The organism is Rhodovulum sp. 12E13, assembly GCF_003340565.1.
Classification (GTDB): domain Bacteria; phylum Pseudomonadota; class Alphaproteobacteria; order Rhodobacterales; family Rhodobacteraceae; genus HLUCCA09.
Genome location: NZ_QPLK01000001.1, coordinates 172,236 through 194,035, shown reverse-complemented (window position 1 = coordinate 194,035; position 21,800 = coordinate 172,236). Strand labels below are relative to the sequence as shown.

At 69.1% G+C, this 21,800-nt stretch carries 19 protein-coding genes; 11 read left to right on the top strand and 8 right to left on the bottom strand.

What is annotated here, in order from left to right; translation table 11 throughout:
- Nucleotides 1-253 precede the first annotated feature (253 nt).
- Both DLJ49_RS00840 and DLJ49_RS00835 read left to right on the top strand, forming a co-directional pair.
- Entirely contained in the window at nt 254-2,503 is a 2,250-nt protein-coding gene (locus DLJ49_RS00840; protein WP_158547364.1) for a glycosyl hydrolase, read from the top strand.
- Between the two features lie 110 nt (nt 2,504-2,613).
- A complete protein-coding gene (locus DLJ49_RS00835; RefSeq protein WP_115391613.1) occupies nt 2,614-3,033 on the top strand; it encodes a hypothetical protein in 420 nt (139 codons plus the stop codon).
- A 132-nt stretch (nt 3,034-3,165) separates the two neighbouring features.
- Here DLJ49_RS00835 and DLJ49_RS00830 read toward each other — a convergent pair whose 3' ends face one another.
- Nucleotides 3,166-3,447, bottom strand: coding sequence for a hypothetical protein (locus DLJ49_RS00830; protein ID WP_115391612.1), 282 nt, complete (start codon nt 3,445-3,447; stop codon nt 3,166-3,168).
- A gap of 366 nt (nt 3,448-3,813) precedes the next feature.
- Here DLJ49_RS00830 and DLJ49_RS00825 point away from each other — a divergent pair, with 366 nt between their 5' ends.
- The 5 genes from DLJ49_RS00825 (at nt 3,814) to DLJ49_RS00805 (ending at nt 8,985) form a co-directional block, all read left to right on the top strand.
- Complete coding sequence (locus tag DLJ49_RS00825) at nt 3,814-4,815, top strand: UDP-glucuronic acid decarboxylase family protein (RefSeq protein WP_233488572.1); 1,002 nt, start codon at nt 3,814-3,816, stop codon at nt 4,813-4,815.
- Nucleotides 4,812-5,810, top strand: coding sequence for a UDP-glucose 4-epimerase GalE (galE, locus tag DLJ49_RS00820; RefSeq protein WP_115391610.1), 999 nt, complete (start codon nt 4,812-4,814; stop codon nt 5,808-5,810). The genes DLJ49_RS00825 and galE overlap by 4 nt, the downstream gene beginning before the upstream one ends.
- The gene (locus tag DLJ49_RS00815; RefSeq protein ID WP_115391609.1) at nt 5,794-7,638 is read left to right on the top strand and encodes a glycosyltransferase family 2 protein; all 1,845 of its coding nucleotides are present in this window, start codon (nt 5,794-5,796) and stop codon (nt 7,636-7,638) included. The genes galE and DLJ49_RS00815 overlap by 17 nt, the downstream gene beginning before the upstream one ends.
- The gene (locus DLJ49_RS00810; protein WP_115391608.1) at nt 7,635-8,531 is read left to right on the top strand and encodes a glycoside hydrolase family 26 protein; all 897 of its coding nucleotides are present in this window, start codon (nt 7,635-7,637) and stop codon (nt 8,529-8,531) included. Before DLJ49_RS00815 ends, DLJ49_RS00810 begins: the two co-directional genes overlap by 4 nt.
- Nucleotides 8,532-8,706: 175 nt before the next feature.
- Complete coding sequence (locus DLJ49_RS00805; RefSeq protein ID WP_115391607.1) at nt 8,707-8,985, top strand: hypothetical protein; 279 nt, start codon at nt 8,707-8,709, stop codon at nt 8,983-8,985.
- Nucleotides 8,986-9,219: 234 nt separating this feature from the next.
- Here the strand turns inward: DLJ49_RS00805 and DLJ49_RS00800 are convergent, their stop codons facing one another.
- The 3 genes from DLJ49_RS00800 to DLJ49_RS00790 all read right to left on the bottom strand — a co-directional run bounded on the left by DLJ49_RS00800 (nt 9,220) and on the right by DLJ49_RS00790 (nt 12,827).
- Complete coding sequence (locus tag DLJ49_RS00800) at nt 9,220-10,662, bottom strand: aldehyde dehydrogenase family protein (RefSeq protein ID WP_115391778.1); 1,443 nt, start codon at nt 10,660-10,662, stop codon at nt 9,220-9,222.
- A 135-nt stretch (nt 10,663-10,797) separates the two neighbouring features.
- On the bottom strand, nt 10,798-11,841 hold the full coding sequence (locus DLJ49_RS00795; protein WP_115391606.1) for a YeiH family protein: 1,044 nt from the start codon (nt 11,839-11,841) through the stop codon (nt 10,798-10,800).
- Nucleotides 11,838-12,827: an NAD(P)H-quinone oxidoreductase gene (locus DLJ49_RS00790; RefSeq protein ID WP_233488571.1), complete on the bottom strand. Its 990-nt coding sequence runs from the start codon at nt 12,825-12,827 to the stop codon at nt 11,838-11,840. The genes DLJ49_RS00795 and DLJ49_RS00790 overlap by 4 nt, the downstream gene beginning before the upstream one ends.
- A gap of 87 nt (nt 12,828-12,914) precedes the next feature.
- Between DLJ49_RS00790 and DLJ49_RS00785 the strand changes: the two genes are divergently transcribed.
- From DLJ49_RS00785 to DLJ49_RS00770, 4 genes are all read left to right on the top strand, one after another.
- Nucleotides 12,915-13,139, top strand: coding sequence for an acyl-CoA carboxylase biotin carboxyl carrier protein subunit (locus DLJ49_RS00785; protein WP_115391605.1), 225 nt, complete (start codon nt 12,915-12,917; stop codon nt 13,137-13,139).
- Nucleotides 13,140-13,148: 9 nt separating this feature from the next.
- A complete protein-coding gene (locus tag DLJ49_RS00780; protein WP_115391604.1) occupies nt 13,149-14,519 on the top strand; it encodes an acetyl-CoA carboxylase biotin carboxylase subunit in 1,371 nt (456 codons plus the stop codon).
- Between the two features lie 10 nt (nt 14,520-14,529).
- Nucleotides 14,530-15,093, top strand: coding sequence for a biotin transporter BioY (locus DLJ49_RS00775; RefSeq protein ID WP_115391603.1), 564 nt, complete (start codon nt 14,530-14,532; stop codon nt 15,091-15,093).
- An 89-nt stretch (nt 15,094-15,182) separates the two neighbouring features.
- Entirely contained in the window at nt 15,183-16,052 is an 870-nt protein-coding gene (locus tag DLJ49_RS00770; RefSeq protein WP_147277250.1) for a TrmB family transcriptional regulator, read from the top strand.
- On the opposite strand, the gene DLJ49_RS00765 is transcribed toward DLJ49_RS00770, so the two are convergent.
- The 4 genes from DLJ49_RS00765 to DLJ49_RS00750 form a co-directional block, all read right to left on the bottom strand.
- A complete protein-coding gene (locus DLJ49_RS00765) occupies nt 16,049-18,202 on the bottom strand; it encodes an acetate--CoA ligase family protein (RefSeq protein ID WP_199533261.1) in 2,154 nt (717 codons plus the stop codon). The genes DLJ49_RS00770 and DLJ49_RS00765 overlap by 4 nt on opposite strands.
- Before the next feature lie 20 nt (nt 18,203-18,222).
- Complete coding sequence (locus DLJ49_RS00760) at nt 18,223-19,758, bottom strand: acyl-CoA carboxylase subunit beta (RefSeq protein ID WP_115391601.1); 1,536 nt, start codon at nt 19,756-19,758, stop codon at nt 18,223-18,225.
- 16 nt (nt 19,759-19,774) lie between these two features.
- Nucleotides 19,775-20,848, bottom strand: coding sequence for a mandelate racemase/muconate lactonizing enzyme family protein (locus DLJ49_RS00755; RefSeq protein WP_115391600.1), 1,074 nt, complete (start codon nt 20,846-20,848; stop codon nt 19,775-19,777).
- Nucleotides 20,849-21,024: 176 nt separating this feature from the next.
- On the bottom strand, nt 21,025-21,759 hold the full coding sequence (locus DLJ49_RS00750) for an FCD domain-containing protein (protein ID WP_233488570.1): 735 nt from the start codon (nt 21,757-21,759) through the stop codon (nt 21,025-21,027).
- Nucleotides 21,760-21,800: the final 41 nt, after the last annotated feature.

Genomic DNA, 21,800 nt, shown 5'->3' with positions numbered 1-21,800 from the left:
CGCGCGCTCCGGATGACGACCCCACGGCGCCGATCCGCGAAAGACACCCATGGGCCGGGGCCGAGCGACGCCAAGCTGCGCCAAGGTGACGCAGAGGGATCACAGTGTTTCACAGATCTTGGGCTGCAGTCACCACGGGCCACGAAATCGTCCGCATTCCGCCGTAATCCATCGTTAAGCCCGCTCCGCGATGGTCCGCAGAAGACCGACGGCGGGCCCCGCGCTGGGCGCCGAGGCAAGTCGAGGAGAGAAGATGGCGGAGCATATGCTGCTCGCACACCCCGCGAAGGTGGGGCTCGGCGCGTGGTCCAGTTTCGGGACAGACAGGCTCTACCACGATCTCGGCGCCCTCGGAGCCAACTGGTATTACGTCTGGGGGCCGAATGCGCCCTCCGATGTCACTGCTTCCGCTCCCGCGCTCGACGGATGGACGTTGGGCACCGACATCGAGCTGCTCGAAACCGCGGGCGCGCATGGCGTGCTCCTCGGCGACAGCGCGGATGCATGGCTGTTCCAGGATGCTGCGGTGCAGGCGGGCGCGGCCTATACCCTGTCGGTCGAGATCGATGCCGGGGCGGAGGCCCGCGCCGGGGCGATGATGCACTTTCTCGACGGTTCCGGACAGACGATTGACACACACTGGCTGCCGCTTGTGGGCGAGGCGGGCACCGCCTCGCTGCGCGGCGCCGTCGCGCCGGACGGCGCCGTGACGGCACGCGTCCTGCTGTGGGGGGAAAGCGGGGCGGTCGAGATCGGCGATGTCAGCCTGTCGGACGGATCGACGGAGGTTCTGACCAATGGCGGCCTCGATCCGGCGGTCACGTGGGGGGCCGAGGCGGACTTCGTGCACATGGTCTGGAGCGGGGCCGACGTTACCCCCGAGACGATCGAGCGCCTGACGGGCGTCGATACCATTCTCGGATTCAACGAGCCCGACCACGTCGATCAGTCCGACATGACCGTCGATGAGGCTCTGGCGCTCTGGCCCGAGCTGATGACGACGGGCGCGCGACTCGGCTCGCCGTCTCCGACGCAATACGAGGTTCTCGGCGAAGACTCTTGGCTCGGCCGTTTCATGGAGGGCGCGGATGCCGCGGGATACCGCGTCGATTTCATCGCGGTGCATTACTATTCCGACAACGGAGACGTCGCTGCCTTCGAGACCTTCCTCGAGGAGGTCCACGCCCAGTATGGGTTGCCCATATGGGTGACCGAGTGGGCATTGGCCGACTGGTTCGATCTCGACAAGTTCACCCATGCCGACAATGCGCGCTTCTTCCGCGAGGGCGCGGAAATGATGGACGGGCTGGATTTCGTCGAGCGCCATGCCTGGTTCGGCCTGTACGACAATCTCGATCAATGGAGCATTGGCGCCAACCTCGTGCACGACGACGGGGCCCTCAGCGAAGTGGGCCTGGCCTTCGCCGACGTCGCTGCGCCCGCAGTTCTCGTCGGCTCCGACGAGGCCGACAGCCTTGCGGAGCCGGAGGAGGAGGACGAGCCGAGCGGCGGCGGCAGCACCGACGGCAGCCCCGGCGACGAGCCGGACGACACGGGTGATGACGGCGGACCTGCCGGTGCCCACGGCAGTGGAACCGACGGCAGCCCGACGGCGGCCGACAGTGGCGCGCCGTCATTCCAGCAGGCGGCGACCGTCGCCCAGTACGGCACCGTCGAGCTCGACCACAAGCCTCTGACCGTGCAGCTCGACCATGCCTTCGAGGCGCCCGTGGTCATCGCCACCGTCAACAGCGTCAACGGCGGTCAACCGGTCTCCGTCCGGGTCGAGGATGTCGGATCAGACCGTTTCTCGATCTACCTCGACGAGCCGAACCATCTCGACGGATACCATGTCCCCGAGACGGTGAGCTGGATCGTCGTCGAGAGCGGGAGCTGGATCGCCGAGGGCGGCCTCGCGCTGCAGGCCGGCATCACGACGACAAACATCCTGTCCTCGGAGGGGACGACGCCCATCGAATTCGACCATGCGTTCCGCGAGCGTCCGGCGATCTTCACGACGGATCAGACGTCGAACGGCGGCGACATGATCTGGACCCGCGCGGAAGGCCCTGGCACGCAGGGCTTTTCGCTGGTGATGGAAGAGGAAGAAAGGCTCAACCCCGGCAAGCATGTCGCCGAGGAGATCGGCTGGCTCGCGGTCGAGCGTGCCGACGGCTCGGTTGAAACAATGTCGGGCGCCCTGGTTTTCGAGACGTCCGACATCGGGTTCGCGCTCGATTCGTCGGGCGACACGATCTGGTTCGAGAAGGATTTCATCGCCTCGCCGGTCCTGCTCGCCGGCATCTCGGGGCGGCAGGACCACGATCCGACCGGGCTGCGCATCGACGGTCTCTCGGCCGACGGCGGCTGGGGGTTCCTGCAGGAGGATACCTCGCAGGACAGCGAGACCGCGCATGCCCCGGAGCCGGTCGACTGGCTGGCGCTGGAAGGAAGCGGCCTCCTGCACGGCGTTGCCGCCGACAGCCTGATGTGGGGCGCGTGAGCGACGACGCGTTGCCCGACGGGGGGCGCCGGCATTGCGACGTTATGCCGTTTCTCCTATCGTGGCGTGCAGCCTCTCGGACGATCGGGGGCCAGCAAGGGGTAAGCCATATGAAGCGTCTTCTTTCCGTCGGCGCGGTCGCCGTTCTCGCGCCCACCCTCGCCTCCGGCCAGGAGAGCCAGTTGACCGATCTCGATGCCGGCGCGCTTTACGCGATGTCGTCGGTGGCAGGCGCGCGGCCCAATTGCTCCACCCTGATGGCCACCGAGGCGGAGGCGCAGGGCCAGAATCCCGACGATCGGTGGCTGGCCCGAGACGACAGCACGGGGCAGTGGTGGCTCACGCGGTCGGATGTCGAGCCCGGCGCATCGGAGGCGGTCGCCGTCAACAGCGTCGAGAACGCCATGTCGCTGTTCATCGTCTGCGGCATCCCCGCCCGCTCAGACCGCGATCTCAGCCTCCTCACCGATGCGATCCGCGATGCGTCGAGCCGCTGGACGCAGGGTGGCCCGACATCGCCCAACGATTGAGAGCGAACCACGGCCGCCCGGCATCGGTGACGTCCGGCGCCGGGGGGCGGGATGCCTCACGCTGCACCTGCGGGTGCTGCACACCTGCCCCGGCCTCAGAGGGCCGCGGCCTGGGGGCCCCGCCCCTAGCGCTTACTCCTCCTGGCAGGTGTAGGCGCGGTTGATCAGCCTTTCCTGCCGATTCAGCCAGAACTGCTGTTCCTTGGTCCGACCCGTCCGCCCCATGGCGCGAAGCCGCGCGTCAACCTCGGCGAGTTCCTGAGGAACCTCGCCACACGGCACGTATTCGGGGGGCATCATCAGCGGGACTCGCTGGCCGTTTTCGCCGGCCTGCGCCGCTGCCGTTCCAACTTGGGCGAAAGATGCAGCTGCAATCGCGGTGCTGCAGAGAATGACTCGCACGATCCCGGACATGTCGTCCCTCTCCTTCCAACTCAGGCTTCGCCGATCTGGCCCGGCTCGCTCCCGGACGGTCAGATGCCGGCACACTCCACACCAATCATGATATACAATCTCACGCTCGAAGCGAACTGTGGAGGGTTGCGGCCGCTGCGGCAAATTATGCCCACCGTCAAGCGCCCCGGCCGGCCAGCCTTGACAAGATGCTATTGTATAGCAACGTTCTGCGCGGGGGGACCGGCGCAAGCGGGGGCCGCGCGCACGATGCGGCACATCTTGGCTGGAGTGATGAGCCGTCGGTTAGCCGGCGCGAGCCGTCATACCGGCGAAGGACGCTCACGGCGGTCGCACAGCGTGGGATGCAACATGCAAGATAGAGATTTGGCGAACGAAAGTTCGCAGGTGTCCTCTTCGACGGAGGGGCGCAAGATTGCGGTGGTTACCGGAGGTGCCGGTTTTCTCGGCTCGCATCTCTGCGACAGGCTTTCGGAGGGCGGGGCGGTCGTCATCTGTATCGACAACCTCGACACCGGGCGAATGGCGAATATTCTCCATCTGCTTGATCGGCCGGGTTTCACCTTCATCGAGCATGACGTGTGCGATCCGCTGCCGATCACGGGCCGGATCGACGAGATCTACAATTTCGCCTGCCCGGCCTCACCGCCGAAATACCGGGCCGATCCCATCCACACGTTACGGACATCCGTGCTGGGCGCGATGAACGCCCTCGATCTGGCTGAGCGAACCGGCGCCGTCGTTCTGCAGGCCTCGACATCCGAGGTGTACGGCGACCCGGATATCTCGCCGCAGCCCGAGACCTATCGCGGCGCGGTCAACACGGTCGGTCCGCGCTCCTGCTACGACGAAGGCAAGCGCGCCGCCGAAACGCTGGTCCACGATTACGCCGACCGACGTGGCGTGAGCACGCGCACCGTGCGCATCTTCAATACCTACGGCCCGCGCATGGCCTGGGACGACGGGCGCGTCGTCACCAATTTCATCTGCCAGGCCCTGCGCGGCGAGGATCTGACCGTCTATGGCAGCGGTCGCCAGACCCGGTCGTTCTGCTATGTCGACGATCTGCTCGACGGCATCCAGGCGGTGATGGCGCTGCCCGATCACGTCGTGCCGCCGGTGAACGTGGGAAACCCCGGCGAGTTCACCATTCTGGAACTCGCCGACAAGGTGCTCGAGCGGATCGACAGCCCGAGCCGCTTGCGGTTCTGCGATCTGCCGGTCGACGACCCGCGTCAGCGCCGGCCAGATATCGGCCTTGTCGGTCGTCTGACCGGATGGCAGCCGAAAGTGCCGCTCGACGAAGGGCTGGACCGCACCATAGCCTACTTCGCCGATGCGCTTGACCGCGTGGAGCTGGCGAGATGAGCGATCGTCGCGGCGCGGTGATCGTCACCGGCGGGGCGGGATTCATCGGCAGCCATGCCTGCAAGGCCCTCGACGCGGCGGGCTGGACGCCGGTGACCCTCGACAACCTGTCGACCGGCCACCGCGATGCGGTCAGGTGGGGGCCGTTCGAGAAGGTCGACATGCGCGACACCGAGCACGTCGCCGACGCGATCTCCCGGTTCGAGGCCAGCGCCGTGCTGCACTTTGCGGCATCGGCCTATGTGGGCGAATCCGTCGAGCGCCCGGATGCCTATTACGACAACAACGTGGGCGGAATGCTGAGCCTGCTCAAGGCCTGCGTCGCGGCCGGCGTGACGCGCTTCGTGTTCTCGAGCAGCTGCGCGACCTACGGCGTGCCCGCGACCGTTCCGATCGACGAGGCCACGCCGCAGAGCCCGATCAACCCCTACGGCCGCACCAAGGTGATGGGCGAGCAGATGCTTGCGGATGTCGCCCGCCAGCATGGCATTTCCTACGCGCTGCTGCGCTACTTCAACGCGGCCGGCGCAGACCCCGACGGAGAGCTGGCCGAGCGGCACGACCCCGAGACGCATCTGCTTCCCCTCGCCGTGCGGGCCGCCCTTGGCGGGCCGGCGTTGCGCGTGTTCGGCAGCGACTACGAGACGCCGGACGGCACCTGCATCCGCGACTACATCCACGTGACCGACCTCGCGCACGGCCATGTCGCCGCGCTCGACGCGCTGGCTGACCGGCCGACGCTGGCGCTCAACCTCGGATCGGGCACGGGATACTCGGTGCTGCAGATCATCGAGGCGGTCGAGCGGCATACCGGGCGGGCTGTCCGGCGCGAGCTCGCCCCCCGCCGACCGGGCGACCCCGCCATGCTCGTGGCCGATCCCGCGCGGGCGCGCGCGGTTCTCGGCTTCGAGTGCCGGCACTCCGACATCACCACGATCGTTCGCACGGCCGCACGCGCCTTGGAGAGCCAGGAGGCGAATGCCTCCATCGCCTGATACGGTGCCCGGCCGGACCGCCTATCTCGACCACGCGATGACCCGGCGACAGCGCCGGAAATACGCGGTCGCGGTGGGCCTCGCCCTGTGCGCCGGGGCCTACTTCTGGGTCTGGTGGCTGCAACCCGAGCACGTGCTCGGCATCGGGCGCTATGCGGTCGTCACGCTCGTGCTTGTGTGGCTGCACTTTCTGGTCTGGTACTTCTTCTATTTCTTCATGCGCGCGCAGCGGGCCGCGACCCGGCCAGAGGACATGCCGCAGGGGCGGGTGGCGATGGTCGTCACCAAGGCGCCGTCGGAGCCTTTCAGCGTTGTGAAGCGCACGCTCGAGGGCATGCTCGCCCAGGACGTGCCCCATGACACCTGGCTTGCCGACGAAGACCCGTCGCCCGAGGTGCTGGACTGGTGCGCCGCGCACGGCGTTCGCGTCTCCACCCGCAGGGGCCGCCCGGACTATCACCGCAAGACATGGCCCCGGCGGACCCGCTGCAAGGAGGGCAACCTCGCCTATTTCTACGACCATTACGGCTACGACACCTACGACTTCGTCTCGCAGCTCGATGCCGACCACGTGCCCCGGCCGGGCTACCTGCGCGAGATGCTCCGGCCGTTCGCCGACCCTGCCGTGGGATATGTGAGCGCCCCCAGCATCTGCGCGGCGAACGCGGACCGGAGCTGGGCCGCACGCACCCGGATGCACACCGAGGCGTTGTTCCACGGGATCTTCCAGAGCGGATATACCAGCGGCGGCGCATCGATCTGCATCGGCTCGCATTATGCGGTCCGCACCAAGGCTCTCAGGGAGGCGGGCGGCCTCGGCCCGGAACTTGCCGAGGATCATTCCACCACGATGATGATGGCGGCCGCCGGATGGCGCGGGGTGCATGCCATGGATGCGATCGCCGTGGGCGACGGGCCCGCGACGATTGCCGACATGGCGACGCAGGAGTTCCAGTGGTCGCGCAGTCTGGTGACCCTGCTGTTGAAATACACGCGCGCATACATCTGGAAGCTGCCGCCCCGCCTGCGCTTCCAGTTCCTGTTCTGTCAGCTCTTCTATCCCATCCTCGCTTCTGCCCATGTGGCGATGTTCCTGATGCCCATCATTGCGCTCGCCACCGACACGCCCTTCGCCAACGTGACATGGCCCGACTTCGTGCTCCACGCGGCGCCGCAGACCCTGATCCTGACCTGGGTGGCGCTCGTCGCCGGGCGCGACGGCTTTTTCCGTCCCCACGATGCGCGCATCCTGTCGTGGGAAAAGGCGCTGTTTCTGTTCATCCAGTGGCCGTGGGTTCTGGCCGGAGTGCTCACGGCGGTGCGCGACGCTCTCACCGGCACGTTCGTCGATTTCCGGATCACGCCGAAGGCCACGACCGAGCGCGCGCCGCTGCCGTGGCGCGTGATCCTGCCCTACGCGCTTCTCGCCACCGCTTCCCTCGTGGCGGTCGTCTACTTCGATGGCGTGCGGAATGCCGCAGGCTTCTACCTGCTCGCGCTGATGAACGCGCTGGTATATACTATCATATTGGGATTGATCGTGATCATGCATGCCCGCGAAAACCGCTATCACTGGCCCGAATTCGTCACCCATATGTCGGGCAAGGCGATGGTCGCCGTTGCGGTCGCCGCCTTCCTCGTCTTCGGCGGCAAGGAAGCGGCGCTCCACGGGCTGCATGGCATCACGTCCGGCGCCAATGTGCTGCGCGTGACCGATGTCAGGTATCGCGTGGCGGGCGCCGGCAATGCCGAGGGTCAGTTCGACGTGTACCTGAGACCCGTGTCGGAATGGGGCAGGGTTCGCCCCCAGAATGGAGAGTTACCATGACAAGTCTACTGCGCGTCTCCAGTCTCGCTGCAGCGTCGGTTGCACTCGTGCTGGCAAATGGCGTCGCGGCCGCGCCGCCGGGCGACGTTCCGTTCGGTGTCTACGACCCCTACGGCGATTTCAGCGACGACCCCGAGGTGGAGATCGAACACCTCTTCCTTCCGTGGGAAGACCTTCTGCTGTCGAGCCTCGTCGATGCCGACCAGTACGCTCTGGACCGTGACCGCGCGCTCCTGGTCACGATCGAGCCGTGGACGTGGTCGCGGGACGAACGCAACACGGCGGAGTATCTGAAACAGGGGATCGCCGAGGGGCTCTACGATCAGAACATGCGGGTGATCTGCGCAGTGCTCGGAAGCATGCGCAGCCCGATCACGGTGCGCTGGGGCCACGAGATGGACGACTACAGCGGCCAGTTCATCTGGGCCGGATGGAGCGCCGACGAATACGTCGCGGCCTACCGCCGGATGATCGACATCTGCCGCGCCGAGGCGCCCGACGTTCAGTACATGTGGTCTCCACTCGGCTACGACGAGATGAACGACTACTACCCCGGCAGCGACTATGTCGACGTGATCGGCCTGTCCGTGTTCGGTTTGCAGCCATGGGAAAAGGAGATTCTCGGAAGTGAGCAGACCTTCGTCGACATCCTGACACCCCGCTACGAGCGGGCCGTGCAGTTCGACAAGCCCGTCGTCGTCGCCGAGCTCGGCTATGTCGGCGACGAAGACTACGTCGAGATGTGGGAAAACGACGTGCGGGTCGAGTATCCGCAGTTTCCGCGACTCTCGGGCGTGGTCTACTTCAACCAGCGCGAAGTCTATCCGTGGCCCGACGGCTTCGGCCTTCCCAACTGGCGGATCGGCTCCAACGTGATCGATTCGACCGAGTAGGCCACGCCTCGGCACAAATCCGCCACCTTCCGGGCCTCTCCTCTCCACATCCTCGCCCCGACCGTGCGATACAACATCACAGTCGGGCCGGCGCCCCGCATGCCGTATCGCGTCTCGAGCGACGTCGAAGCGACAGCCGGCCACGCCCGCAATAAGCGCACGAGAGGAGAGAGCAGTGGACTTCAACCCGGCACGGATGAGCGGGCGTGGCCCGTCGATCGCGACCTTCGCCGCGGGCCTTGCGGCAGCGATGGCCTTTTCGGTGTCTGCGGCCCTCGCGGATGGGACACATGCCAAGTCGCCGAAACTCTACGACTGGCACGCCGCCGCCAAGCAGAAGGAGGCGACCCGGCCGAGTCGCGCCGCCGTCGCCGCTCTGCGGGTGGGCGGTGGCGCCTCTTACGCCTGCTCGCCCAGCGGCTTCGGCAAGCGGGCGGTCTGTCACCGCAAATAACCCGACGACCGCCGCCGCAGGACAAGGCGCGCGGTGCCATGGGGACGCCCCCGCTGCTCGGGGGCGTCGGCTCGACCGGCCTGCGACCAGGGTGTGGAAAGCCGCCGGGCGCCGGGATCGCGTAATTGCCGGTCGGCATCGCCCCGACGACCGGATCGCGCCTCGGCGCCAACCGATGGCCGTTGCCGTGTCGAGTCCGCCTGCCATGGCAAGCGGTGCGCGCGCCTGCTTCGCTCAGTCGTCGAGACGCCAGAACACGCCCTTTGGCTGGCTGTAGGCACGCAGGCCCAGCCTGCCCTTTTCGCGGCCGATCCCGCTCTGCTTCATCCCGCCGAAGGGCGTCGAGATCGAGCCGTCCTTGTAGCCGTTGATCCAGACCGTCCCGGCCCGTAGCGCGCGCGCGATACGCCAGCACTTGCGTGCATCCGACGACCAGATGCCGGCCGCCAGCCCGAACTCGGTGTCGTTGGCCTGCGCGACGAGGTCGGCCTCGTCGGCAAATGGCAGGACGACACAGACCGGCCCGAAGATCTCGTGCTGCGCGGTCTGCGAGCGGTTGCCCAGCCCGGTCAGCACGGTGGGCAGGTAGAAGGCGCCCCTGGCAAGGCGCGGGTCGTCGGGCACGCCCCCGCCGCAGCGCACCTCGGCGCCCTCGGCGCGGGCGCGGTCGACGGCCGCCGCCACCGCGTCGCGGTGGCCGAAGCTCGCCATCGGGCCGATACGCACATCGTCTTCGGGCATGCCGGGGCGCCACTCGGCCGCCGCCGCAACCAGCGCCTCGACGAAGCGATCGTGGATCGACGCCTCGACGAAGATCCGCGAGCCCGCGATGCAACTCTGCCCGCCCGAGGTAAAGATGCCCGCGGCCGCGCCCCGCACCGCCGCGTCGAAATCGGCGTCGGCGCAGATCATGTTGGGCGACTTGCCGCCGAGTTCCAGCAGAACCGGGCAGAGCCGGCGCGCGGCGGCCTCGGCGATGTGCCGCCCCGCCACCGTGCCGCCGGTGAACGAGACCAGGTCGATGCCCGGATGCGCGACCAGCGCTCGGCCCGTTTCGCCCGCACCGGTCACGACGTTGAAGATGCCGGGGGGCACGCCCGCCTCGAGCGCGAGGCGGCCGAAGATGCGGCCGACCTGCGGCGTCACTTCCGAGGGCTTGAGCACCACGGCGTTGCCGGCGGCGAGCGCCGGGGCGAGCTTCTGTGCCTCCAGCGTCAGCGGCGAGTTCCAGGGGGTGATGGCGGCGACGACGCCCATCGGTTCGTGGAGCGTCATCGTCACCGCGTCGCCGCGCTGCGGGGTGAGTTCGCTCTCCGCGCTCTCGATCAGCGCGGCATAGTAGCGAAACACCGAGGCAGCGGCGGCAGCCTGTGACCGGCATTCGCGGATCGTCTTGCCGTTGTCGGCCATCTGGGCACGGGCGAGCTCTTCGCGTGCCGCGTCGATCCGCTCGGCCACGGTGTGCAGCAGCCGGGCCCGCTCGTGCGGGCGCATCCGCGCCCATGCCGGATCCCCCTGTGCCGCCCTTGCGGCGGCGACCGCGGTATCGACGTCGGCGGCATCCGCCGTCGCAAGGCGCGCGGCGCAAGAGCCATCGGCGGGGTTCACGCTGTCGAAGGGCGTGCCGCCCCCCGGCCGCCATTCGCCCCCGATCAGGAGCGGCAGCGGCGCGGTCATGCCGGCACCGCCCGGCCCCATGCCGGGCGGATCGTTCGCGGGATAACGCGGGGGATCGCCCGCAAGCGGCGGACGGGCGCGTGCTCGGTGTTCATCGCGCGACGCTACGGTGTGGCGCTGTCGGGCTCAAGGGCGTCATCCCGCGGCGCCAGGGGGCGCCCAGCCGGTGATCCAGGTCAGGACGAAGGCCGCCAGAAGCACCGTCTGCACGAAGATCAGCACCAGCGCCGTGGGCGGCATCGACAGGAGCCCGCCCAGATCCGTGCGCAGGCCCACGCCCACGATCGCGGTCAGCAGAAGCCAGCGCGAGCCCTGCCACAGCATCGCCTGCACGGGCTCCGGGATCACCCCGAACGAGGCCGCCGCGGCCGTGGCCGCAAAGAGCACGACGAACCACGGAAGGATGGGCGGGCGCCTCCCGCCCTCGCGCGGCGCGGCACCGAAGAGCGGCAGCGCCAGCGACAGCAGCATGACGAACGGCGCCAGCATGGCCACGCGGATCAGTTTGACGGTCGTGGCCGTCTCGCCCACCGGGTCGGACACGCTGAAACCCGCCCCCACCACCTGCGCCACGTCATGGATCGTGGCCCCCAGGAACAGCGCCATCGCGCTGTCCGGCAGGCCGAGCGCCGCGCCGAGGACGGGGTAGACGACCATGGCCACCGTGCTGAGCAGGGTGACGGAGAAGACCGTGAACGACAGATCGCGGTCGGAGTGCTCGCGGCGGGGCAGTACCGCGGCGATGGCCACGGCCGCAGACGCCCCGCAGATCGACACGGCGCCCCCCGTGAGCACGGCCAGGCGCCACCCCCGCCCCAGAAGGCGCGAGAACACCAGCGAAAAGGCGAGCAGGCCGAGGATGGAGGCGACGACGAGCCAGATCGCCTCGGCTCCGAGCGACAGGAACACCTCGAGGCTGATCCGGGCGCCCAGCAGGCCGACGCCCAGCCGCAGCAGATCGCGTGCGGCGAAGCCGAGGCCCGCCGTGACCCGATCGGCCCCGCGCACCGCCGATTGCAGCGCCAGGCCGAGAAGGAGCGCGATCAGCATAGCCGGCGCGCCGTAATGGCTCGACAGGAACTGCGCGGCCAGCGCGGCGAGCAGGCAGATGAGCACGCCGGGCCAGAGCTCTGCCGCCCCGCGCGCCGCCCGCTGCACGGCCTGCGCGGTCTGGCTCATGCCCCGGGGACCAGCAGGATCTTGCCGCGGTGCTGCGCCGCCTCCATCGTCGCGTGGGCCTCGGCGGCCTTCTCCAGCGGGAAGGTGGCGAAGGTGACGGGCCGCAGCGTGCCGGCGGCGAAATGCGGCCACACCCGCGCCTCGAGATCGCGCGCCACGGCGGCCTTGAAGGCGTCGGGGCGCGAGCGCAGGGTGGATCCGGTCAACGTCAGCCGCTTGAGCATCATCGGCATCAGATCGACGCTCACCTTGCTCCCCGCGTTGAAGGCGATCGACACGATGCGGCCATCCGCCCGGCTCGCCTTGATATGGCGGGCGACGTAATCGCCGCCGAGGATGTCGAGCGTCACGTCGGCGCCGCCGGCGGCGCGGACGATCTCGACGAAATCCTCGGTGCGGAAGTCGATCGCCCGGTGCGCGCCCAGCTCGGCGCACCACGCGCAGGCCTCGGGCCCGTCGGCGGTGGCGAACACCTGCAGGCCCGTCGCGGCGCCGAGCTGCACCGCCGTCGAGCCGATGCCGCCGGCGCCGCCCTGCACGAGAAAATTGCCGCCCTCCGGCACGTCGTGGCCGAAGAAGACGTTGCTCCAGACGGTGAAGTAGGTCTCGGGCAGGCCCGCCGCGTCGATCGTGCTCACCCCCTCGGGCACGGGCAGGCAATGGTCGGCCAGAACGGCGACATGCTCGGCGTATCCGCCGCCGCTGGTCAGCGCGCAGACGCGGTCGCCGACCTGCCACCGCTCCACGCCCGCGCCCAGGGCGACGACCTCGCCCGAGACCTCGAGACCGAGCAGGTCCGAGGCGCCCTTCGGCGGCGGATAATGGCCGCGCCGCTGCACCAGATCGGGGCCGTTGACGCCGGCGGCCGCCACGCGGATCACCACCTCGCCGTCTCCCGGCTGCGGAACCGGCCGCTGGCCCGGCACGAGCACCTCCGGCCCTCCGGCTTCCGACATCTCGATCACGGTCATCGTTTGGGGCGCCATGGCTGCCTTCCCTCCTCGGCTATTAGTTGCTATTGCAACTACGCAAGAGCCCGCCTAGTGTAAACCATCTCAGCGAAAGGGAGTGCCATGGCCGTAATTGACATCGCCACCGAAATCACGGGCAACGTCTGGAAGATCGTCGCATCGGTCGGCGATCGGGTGGAAGAGGACGAGCCGATCATGATCCTCGAGTCGATGAAGATGGAGATCCCGGTCTCCGCGCCGGAAGCCGGCATCGTCAAGGAAATCCTCACCGAGCCCGAGGCGGTCGTGACCGAGGGCACGGTGGTCGCGCGGCTCGAAACGGACTGAGGCCGCAAGGTGTCCAAGATTCTGATCGCCAATCGCGGCGAGATCGCCCGCCGGATCATCGCGGCCTGCCGCAGCCTCGATCTGCGCTCGGTCGCCGTCTTTTCCGAGGCCGATGCCGATCTGCCCTTCGTGGCCGAGGCCGACGAGGCGGTGGCCATCGGCCCGGCCGCAGCCCGCGAAAGCTATCTCAAGCCCGAGCGCATCGTTGCAGCGATCGCCGAGACCGGCGCGACCGCCGTGCACCCGGGCTACGGCTTCCTCGCCGAGAACGCCGATTTCGCCGACATGGTCGCGGGCAGCGGGGCCACCTGGATCGGCCCGCGCCCCGAGACGATCCGGGCCATGGGCGACAAGGGCCGCGCGCGCGCCATCGCCGAGGCGGCCGGCGTGCCGGTGGTTCCGGGCAGCGACCGCTTCGCCGAGGGAGAGACCGAGGGGCTCGAGACGGCCGGCGACGCCGTCGGCTACCCCCTGCTCGTCAAGGCCTCGGCCGGCGGCGGCGGGATCGGGATGCAGCGCGTGGATCGCCCGGAGGATCTGGCCAAGACGGCGAGCGCCACCCAATCCATGGCCGCCAAGGCGTTCGGCGACGGCACCGTGTTCCTCGAGCGGCTCATCCCCACCGCGCGCCATGTCGAGATGCAGGTGTTCGGCTATGGCGACGGCTCGGGCGTGCACCTGTTCGAGCGCGACTGCTCGCTGCAGCGACGCTACCAGAAGGTCATCGAAGAGGCGCCCGGGCCGGGCCTCGCCGCCGATACCCGGACACGGATGGCCGAGGCGGCACTCGCTCTGGTGCGCGAGACACGGTATGCGGGGGCGGGAACGGTCGAGTTCATCGTCGATGCGGCGACCGAGGAGTTCTTCTTTCTCGAGATGAACACGCGCATCCAGGTCGAGCACCCGGTGACCGAAATGATCACCGGCCACGATCTGGTGGCGATGCAGATCGCCCATGCCCTGGACGGCCATGGCGGCGCGCGGCTGGCCCAGGACACCATCGCCCAATGCGGCGTCTCCATCGAGTGCCGGCTCTATGCCGAGAGCCCGGCCAAGAAGTTTTTCCCCTCCCCCGGCCCCCTCGAAAGGCTGCGCCTGCCCGCGTCGGACGACACGCTGCGCATCGACGCGGCCTATGCAGAGGGCAACACCATCACCCCTTATTACGATCCGCTGATCGCCAAGATCGTCGCTGCCGGCCCGGACCGGGCCGCGGCGATCGCCCGGGCCGTCGAGGCGCTGGAGGCGACGGAGGTCGCGGGGCCCAACACCAACCGCGACTTCCTGATCGCCTGCCTGAGACACCCGGAATTCGCTGCCGGCCGGGTCCATACCGGCTTCATCGACACGCATCTCGCAGACCTCGCGCCCAAGACGTAAGGAGAGACCCATGAGCCTGATCCCCGCCCCCCTCGCCGCCCTCGACCCGCGCGGCCGATCCTTCGGCACAGCCATGGCCCTGGCACTGCTGGGCACGCTGGCCATCGCCATCGCGGCGCGCGTGCAGGTCCCGATGTGGCCGGTTCCGATGACCATGCAATCCTTCGCGGTGATGGGCATCGGCCTGCTCTACGGCGCGCGGCTCGGCGCGGCGACCGTGGGCCTCTATCTGGCGCAGGGTGCGCTCGGCCTGCCGGTCTTCGCCGGCGGCGCCGGTCTGGCCTATCTCGCCGGCCCCACGGCGGGCTACCTCGTGGGCTTCGTGCTGGCCGCCGGCGCGCTCGGGGCGCTGGCCGAGCGCGGGGCGCTGCGCAGCCGCGTCGGTCTGGGGCTCGGCCTCGCCGGCGCGACGGCGCTCATCTTCGTGCCCGGCGCGCTGTGGCTCGCCGCTCTCGTCGGGCCCGAGGCGAGCGTCGCCTCCGGTATCCTGCCCTTCCTTCCCGGCGCGCTCGTCAAGGCGGCGCTGCTCGCCCTGCTCTACCGCGCGGCGACGGCGCGCGCCGCGCGCGATTGACACGGGCCGGGCGCCGCGAGGCGGCGCCCGCCTTTACCGGCGGCCATCGCCCGCCTAGCGTACGCCGAAAGCCTAAACCGGTGTCGCCCGTGGCCAGCCCGACCGACCTTGCCCCTCCCGATCTCGTCGCCCAGATGAAGCGCCTGGGCCTGACGGAATACGAGTCGCGCATCCTGCTCGCGCTCATCCAGTCGCCGCCCGCCACCGCCTACGAAATGGCCAAGAGATCCGGCGTGCCGCGTCCCAACGCCTATTCGGCGCTGGAGGGGCTGGAGGCGCGCGGTGCGGTCATGCCGGTCTCGGAAAAGCCCGTGCGCTATGCTGCGCGCCCCCCGCGCGAGTTCTTCGGGCAGATCCTCGCGCAGACGCAGACCGTCTGCGACAGCCTTGCCGGCCGGCTCGAGACGCTCGCCGCGCCGCAGGGCGATCACTACGTCTGGACGCTCGAAGGCGCGGCCGAGGTGCAGGCCAAGGTGGCCGACATGATCGCCGCGGCCGAGAGCGAGATCTGGCTGAAGGGCGACACCCCCCTGCTCGACCGGCACGCCGACGCCCTGCGAGAGGCCGCCACGAGGCGCGGCGTGGCGCTGATGATCATCCTGTTCGGGACGAACCCCGACGACTACCGCTTCACCGAGCACTGCGCCGTGTTCGTGCACGAGGCCAGCGGCGTGCGGATGGGCTCGGCCGACAACCTCTTCACCATCGCCATCGACCAGACGCAGATGCTGACGGCCAACGACGACGGTGGCATCCGCGCCGCCCACACGCAGAACCGTGCGGTGGTGAAGATGGCGCTGTCGCTGATCCGCCACGATTACTACATGGCCGAGATCTTCGACCGCTTCAAAGGCGAGCTCGACGCCACCTTCGGGCCGCACCTGTCGCGCCTGCGCACGCGCAGCTTCACCGAAGAGCAGATCGGCTCCTTCCGCGAGAAGACGGGGCTGTCGGACTAGCCCCGCGCGTCGAGGCGCCGCTCGAGGTGGGCGACCGCCGCCAGGGCATCGGCCATCGGCGCGATCTCGGAGAAGACCGGCACGCCGGCCGCGATGGCCCGCTCGGCATAGTCGCGCCGCTTGGCCTCCAGTTCGGCGGATTCGTCGCTGCGCAGCGCGAGCGTCACATGCGCCTGGCCCGGATATTTCTCCTGGATGCTCTCCACGACCGTCATCAGGTTGCCGATCGGGTCGACATCGCCGCGCCCGACGAATGCCGCGAGGTTGAGGTGCAGGGCGACGGCATCGGGCCTGGCATGGGCATAGATCAGATCGAGGATTTCCCCCGCGACCCAGCCCTCCTTTTCCTGCAGCGTGCGCACCGGGGTATCCACGGGATTGGCGACGCTGGTGCCCGGCGGCAGGCCGAGCGCCTCGAGCGGCTCGCGCGCGGCCGGGCCGAAGGGGCTGACGCGCAGCCCCGCATCGGCAAAGGCATCGGTGCCGAGCACGCTCGAGCCGCCGCCATTGCCGAACAGCACGACCTCTTCGGTCGGCCGGCCGGCGCGCGGGGTCAGACATTGCAGGGCCAGAAGCGTGTCGAGGAAGGCGTTGACATGCGGCACGCTCACCACGGGCGTCTGCGCCTCCAGCGCCGCCCAGGCACGGTCGTCGCCCGCCAGCGCCCCGGTGTGGGAGGCCGCGGCGAGCCGCCCGAGCGACGAGCGCCCGCCCTTGAGGATGACGACCGGCTTGGTGGCCCGCGCCGAGCGGAGCAGGTCGAAGAAGGCGCGGCCGTCCTTGATGTCCTCGATGTAGAGGCCGATCGCCTTGGTCACGGGATCGGCGAGGTAGAACTCCAGCAGGTCCACCGGGCCGAGATCGCAGCTGTTGCCGACGGTCACGAGGCCCGAGAAGCGCAGGCCCCGGCTCTGGCCGCGCTTGATGATGTCGGTCGAGAGGCCGCCCGATTGTGCCACGACGCCGATATTGCCGACCTCCTTCGGCGCCCCGACCGGGAAGGTGAGCCCCCCGCGCGGGCTGTAGCTGCCCAGGCAATTCGGGCCGAGCACGCGGATGCCGGCGCCGCGCGCCTTCTCGACGAGCTCTTCCTGCAGCGCCTTGCCCTCCTCGACCTCGCCGAAGCCCGACGAGATGACCTGCGCGATCCGGCAATTCCCCTTCGCTGCGGCCAGCGCATCGGGGATGCGCCCCGCCCCGATGGCGACATAGGCGTAATCCACCGGCTTCGGGGTGCTGGCGAGGTCGGTATAGGCGGTCAGCCCCTCGATCTCGTCCGCCTTGGGGTGGATCGGGTAGATCTCGCCGGCATAGCCGAAATCCTTCATCCGGCGGATGAAGGTGTTGGCGATGGCCGTCTCCTTCGTGGAGGCGCCCAGCACCGCGACCGTTTTCGGCTCGAAGAGCGGCGCGAGATCGGCCGGCTCGTGGGGCGGCCTCTCGGCGGCCGCGTCGGCCTGCAGGATCACCCGCGCATCGACCGCCATCGCGCCCCGCTCGCCCACGATCAGGGGGTTGATGTCGAGCTCGGCGATGGCGGCACCCTCGCGCATCATCAGCCCGTCCTCGCCGCCGATGCGGAGCATCGCGTCGACCAGCGCGTCCTGGTCGACCGCCGCCTCGCCGCGCACGCCTTCAAGGAGCGCGTGGCCCTTCAGCTCGGCCAGCATCGCGCGGGCGTCGGCCTCGGTGATCGGGCACAGGCGAAAGCTCACGTCCTGCAGCACTTCGACGAAGATCCCGCCGATGCCGACCATCAGGATCGGCCCGAACTGCGGGTCGGTCAGCGCGCCGATCACCATCTCACGGCCCTTCGGCGCCATCTCTTCCACGAGCCAGCCGTCGACCCGAGCCGAGCGGATCGCGGGCCTGGCCGCCATCTCGGCGATGGCGGCCGCCACCGCGTCGGCGTCCTGCAGGCCGAGCGCGACGCCGCCGGCGTCGGACTTGTGCAGGAGGTCGGGCGACACGACCTTGACCGCGAACGGCCCGGAGGCGCCCGCCAGTTCGTCGGCGACGCGCGCGGGGTCGGTGACGACCTTCGTGCTCGGCACCGGCAGGCCGTAGGCGGCGAGCAGCGCCTTGCCCTCGGCCTCGGGCAGCGCCTTGGCGCCGCGGGCGAAGGCCTCGGCCAGGATCGGGCTGGTCATCGGCGTATCCTCCTTGGGCATCAGTAGCTGGTGGGCCAGGTGCTCATCAGGTGCTCGCCCAGCCCGCCCGAGCGGCGGCGGCGATGGATGTCGAGCATGCGGATGACGTGCTCGCGCGTTTCCTGCGGCTTGATCACGTCGTGCGCCGAGTAGATCTCGGCCATGCCCCAGACCTCCAGATCCTTCTGGATGTCGGCCAGCGCGTCCTCGAAGCCCTCGTCGCCCTGAGCCTTGTTGTGGACGATCGAGGTGGCAAAGACCGGATCCATGAAGCTGATCTCGGCCGTCGGCCAGGCCACCATGCTGTCGTTGTGCGCCCCGCCGCCCATCGCCACGTAGGCCCGCCCGTAGGCCTTGCGGCACAGAACGGTGACGGAGGGCACCGTCGTGAGGCAGGCGGTGTTCATGAAGTTCATGATCCAGCCCGGCGCACCGCGCCGCTCGGCCTCGGTGCCCACCACGAAGCCCGGCGTGTCCATCAGCCGGACGATGGGAATGTTGAAGCTGTCGCACAGCACGGTGAAATCGACCGCCTTGCGGCAGGCGTCGGCCGACAGCGCACCGCCCCCCACCATGGGGTTGTTGGCGAGGATGCCCACCACCTTGCCGCCCATGCGGGCGAGCCCCGTGATCAGCGGCTTGCCGAAGCGGGCCTTGAGCTCGAAGAAGCTGCCGGGGTCGACCATGACCTCGACGATCTTCTTCATGTTGTAGACCTGGTTGCGCCGCTCCGGCAGGATGTCGAGGATCTTCTCCTGCCCCTCGCCCGCGCCCTCGGGCACCGGGGCCTCGGGCGGCAACTCCCTGTTGTGGCTGGGCATGTAGGACAGGAAGCGCCGCATCGCCGCCAGCGCCTCCTCGTCGGTATCGACGAAATGGTCGATCAGCCCGGTCTTTTCGGCGTGCAGCCGCCAGCCGCCGAGCTCTTCGAGGTCGACCTTCTCGCCGATCGCCATGGAGACGAGCCGCGGGCTCGACACCGACATGATCGAGCCCTTCTTCATCACTGCGAAATCGGCCATGCAGCACATCCAGGCCGACGAGCCGAACGACGTGTTGAGCGCTGCCGAGAGGTAGGGCACCTCGCGCTTGCGGCGAAACTGCGAGGTGTCGTTGCCGAGCATCTGGCCCATGCCGCGCGAGCCCATCGCGTCGGGCAGCCGCGCCCCCGTCGACTCGCCCACGTGGAGGAAGGGGATGCCACGCTCGACGCAGGTCTTGCGGACATAGCCCATCTTCTTGGAGTTGGTCGCGCCGGTCGAGGCGCCCTTGGTGGTGAAGTCGTTCACCACCACTCCCACGTCGCGGCCGTCGATCCGGCCGAACCCCGCGATCTTGCCGTCGCGCGGCGTCTTGGCGGCCTCGGCGGGCGAATACGACGACACCCCCAGCAGCCCCGTCTCGTAGAAGCTGCCCTCGTCCACCAAGGCGGCCACGCGCTCCTCGGCGTTGAGGTCGCCCTTCTCGGCACGCCTCGCCAGCTTCTCCGGGCCGCCCATCCGGCGCGCCGCCGCGCGGCGGGCGTCCAGCTCGTTCATCAGCTCGTCATGCGCCATGCTGGCTCCTTTCCGATCAGCGGAACTCGACATGTTGGGTGGTCGCGGCCTCGATCCGACCCGGATCGAGCGCGGGGCACGGCCCGGACTCCAGGTGCAGGACCGCCCGCTCCGTCCTGAGCGGCTCGGCGAAGAGGCGCCGGGTCATCTTGAGATAGCCGTTGAACTCGCCGGCATTGTCGATGCTGCGGGCGGCGATGGCGGCCTCGCACCATGCGTGCAGATCCGAGCCGAGCCCGTCGCCCAGCACCGCCTGCATCCCGGCGTCCTGGATCGCGCGGATGCCGTCGGCGAGCGGCTGCAGCCCGCCGAAGCGCTTCAGCTTCACCTTGCAGAAGCCGACGCCGGGTATGGATGCCGCGCGCTCGATGTCCTGCATCGTGCAGATCGGCTCGTCGAGCATCACGGGTATGTCGGAGGCCCCCGCGACGGCCGCGTTGTCGTCCCACAGATCGGCCTCGCAGGGCTGCTCGAACAGCACGATGCCGTCCGGGTCTGCGCGGCGGGCGAACGCGATGGCGTCATCACGATCGTAGGCGCGGTTGGCATCGACGCGCAGCGCCGCCCGCCCCGCGACAGCGCGCTGGATATGGCCGAGACGCACCAGATCGCCCTCCAGATCCTTGCCGACCTTGATCTTGAGCGTGGCGAAGCCCGCCGCAATCGCCTGCTCCACCTCGCGCTCGATGTCGGCGGGCTCCAGCGCGCCGATCGGGGTGAGCAAGGGTAACTCCGCCGGCGCCGCGACCGTCGCGAGCGGGTCGTCGGCGAGGATCTCGAGGGCGACGACCGCGGCGGTCGTGGCGACCTTGCTCGCGGTGAAGTCCGCCAGAAGCGTGGCCTTGGCGGCCTCGGGCTCCATCCCCACGAGGCGCGGCAGGCGCTCGGTCAGGTGTGCCCAGCCGCCCTCGCGCGTCTCTGCGCTCGACCCCGGCGAGATGTGCGCGTCGGCCCGCGCGATGCGCCCGTCGGCATCCTCGACCTCGACGAGGAACGGCTCGAATTCGGTGAACGTCCGGTAGGACAGGCGGTAGGGCGTGTGGAGTGGCAACCGCAGCCGCCGCAGGGCAATTCTTGCAACCTGCGTCATCGCACCCGCCCGTGCCGGCCGTCACCTGCTGTGGCGCATCCGCTCTTTCGCAACATGCCGATCGGCCTCCCTCTTCCGTCACCCGACATTAGTAGTAGCAGGCACAACTACTGTCAATTCGAGGTGCGGGAAAGCGGGCAGGGCAGGCTGCCTGCCGCAGCCGGAACCGGCTCGGATCAGCGTGCTGCGGGATCGCCGGCGCGGTGGCGCGCGCCCGAGGCCGTGGTAGAGTTCTCGACAGCGACGATCATGCGGTGCTTGGCACGGTCGACGTGCCGCCAGTGGCTCAGATAGGCCCGGTCGGCATCGCCGGCCGCGAGCGCGGCGAGCATTTCGCGGTGCTCGGAATTGGACACCGCCAGGCCGCCGCCCTGCACCAGGCTCTTTTGCCGGAACAGGTGCATCTTGTTGACGAACCTGGAATACTCGGACGCCAACAGGCGATTGCCGCTCGCGTCGATGATGGTGGCGTGAAACTGCAGGTTGAGCGGATAGTAGGCGTCGAGATCGTTCTGGTCCGCAGCCGTCTCCATCTCCTCCACGAGATCGCGCAGGCGCCGGAGCAGATCGTCGGTCATGCGATGCGACGTCAGCCGCCCCGCGAGGCCGAACAGCGTGCCGCGCAATTCGTAGATCTCGCAAGCCTCGGCGAGGCTGATCTGGCGCACGAACACGCCGCGATTACGGATCACCTCGACGAAGCCCTTCGCCTCAAGACTTCGCATCGCTTCGCGCACCGGCCCGCGAGACGTGCCGAAACGCTGCGCCAGCTGGATCTCGTTCAGCCGCCCGCCCGGCACCAGCTCGCCCGACATGATCAGGTGTTCGAGCTTGCGCTCGAGCGCGCTCGTCAAAGAGACCGATCGGAGGACCGACAGGTCGTCGCTCTGGTCAGGTCGGTCGAATGACACCTTTTGCGCTCACATTGCCGCCGTCCGTTGGCTCTTGCACC

Bases quoted from the DNA above. Each gene is read 5' to 3' on its own strand.
- DLJ49_RS00840 (WP_158547364.1), top strand. From the start codon at position 254: ATGGCGGAGCATATGCTGCTCGCACACCCCGCGAAGGTGGGGCTCGGC.
- DLJ49_RS00835 (WP_115391613.1), top strand. From the start codon at position 2,614: ATGAAGCGTCTTCTTTCCGTCGGCGCGGTCGCCGTTCTCGCGCCCACC.
- DLJ49_RS00830 (WP_115391612.1), bottom strand. From the start codon at position 3,447: ATGTCCGGGATCGTGCGAGTCATTCTCTGCAGCACCGCGATTGCAGCT.
- galE (WP_115391610.1), top strand. From the start codon at position 4,812: ATGAGCGATCGTCGCGGCGCGGTGATCGTCACCGGCGGGGCGGGATTC.
- DLJ49_RS00815 (WP_115391609.1), top strand. From the start codon at position 5,794: ATGCCTCCATCGCCTGATACGGTGCCCGGCCGGACCGCCTATCTCGAC.
- DLJ49_RS00810 (WP_115391608.1), top strand. From the start codon at position 7,635: ATGACAAGTCTACTGCGCGTCTCCAGTCTCGCTGCAGCGTCGGTTGCA.
- DLJ49_RS00800 (WP_115391778.1), bottom strand. From the start codon at position 10,662: ATGACCGCGCCGCTGCCGCTCCTGATCGGGGGCGAATGGCGGCCGGGG.
- DLJ49_RS00795 (WP_115391606.1), bottom strand. From the start codon at position 11,841: ATGAGCCAGACCGCGCAGGCCGTGCAGCGGGCGGCGCGCGGGGCGGCA.
- DLJ49_RS00790 (WP_233488571.1), bottom strand. From the start codon at position 12,827: ATGGCGCCCCAAACGATGACCGTGATCGAGATGTCGGAAGCCGGAGGG.
- DLJ49_RS00785 (WP_115391605.1), top strand. From the start codon at position 12,915: ATGGCCGTAATTGACATCGCCACCGAAATCACGGGCAACGTCTGGAAG.
- DLJ49_RS00775 (WP_115391603.1), top strand. From the start codon at position 14,530: ATGAGCCTGATCCCCGCCCCCCTCGCCGCCCTCGACCCGCGCGGCCGA.
- DLJ49_RS00765 (WP_199533261.1), bottom strand. From the start codon at position 18,202: ATGACCAGCCCGATCCTGGCCGAGGCCTTCGCCCGCGGCGCCAAGGCG.
- DLJ49_RS00760 (WP_115391601.1), bottom strand. From the start codon at position 19,758: ATGGCGCATGACGAGCTGATGAACGAGCTGGACGCCCGCCGCGCGGCG.
- DLJ49_RS00755 (WP_115391600.1), bottom strand. From the start codon at position 20,848: ATGACGCAGGTTGCAAGAATTGCCCTGCGGCGGCTGCGGTTGCCACTC.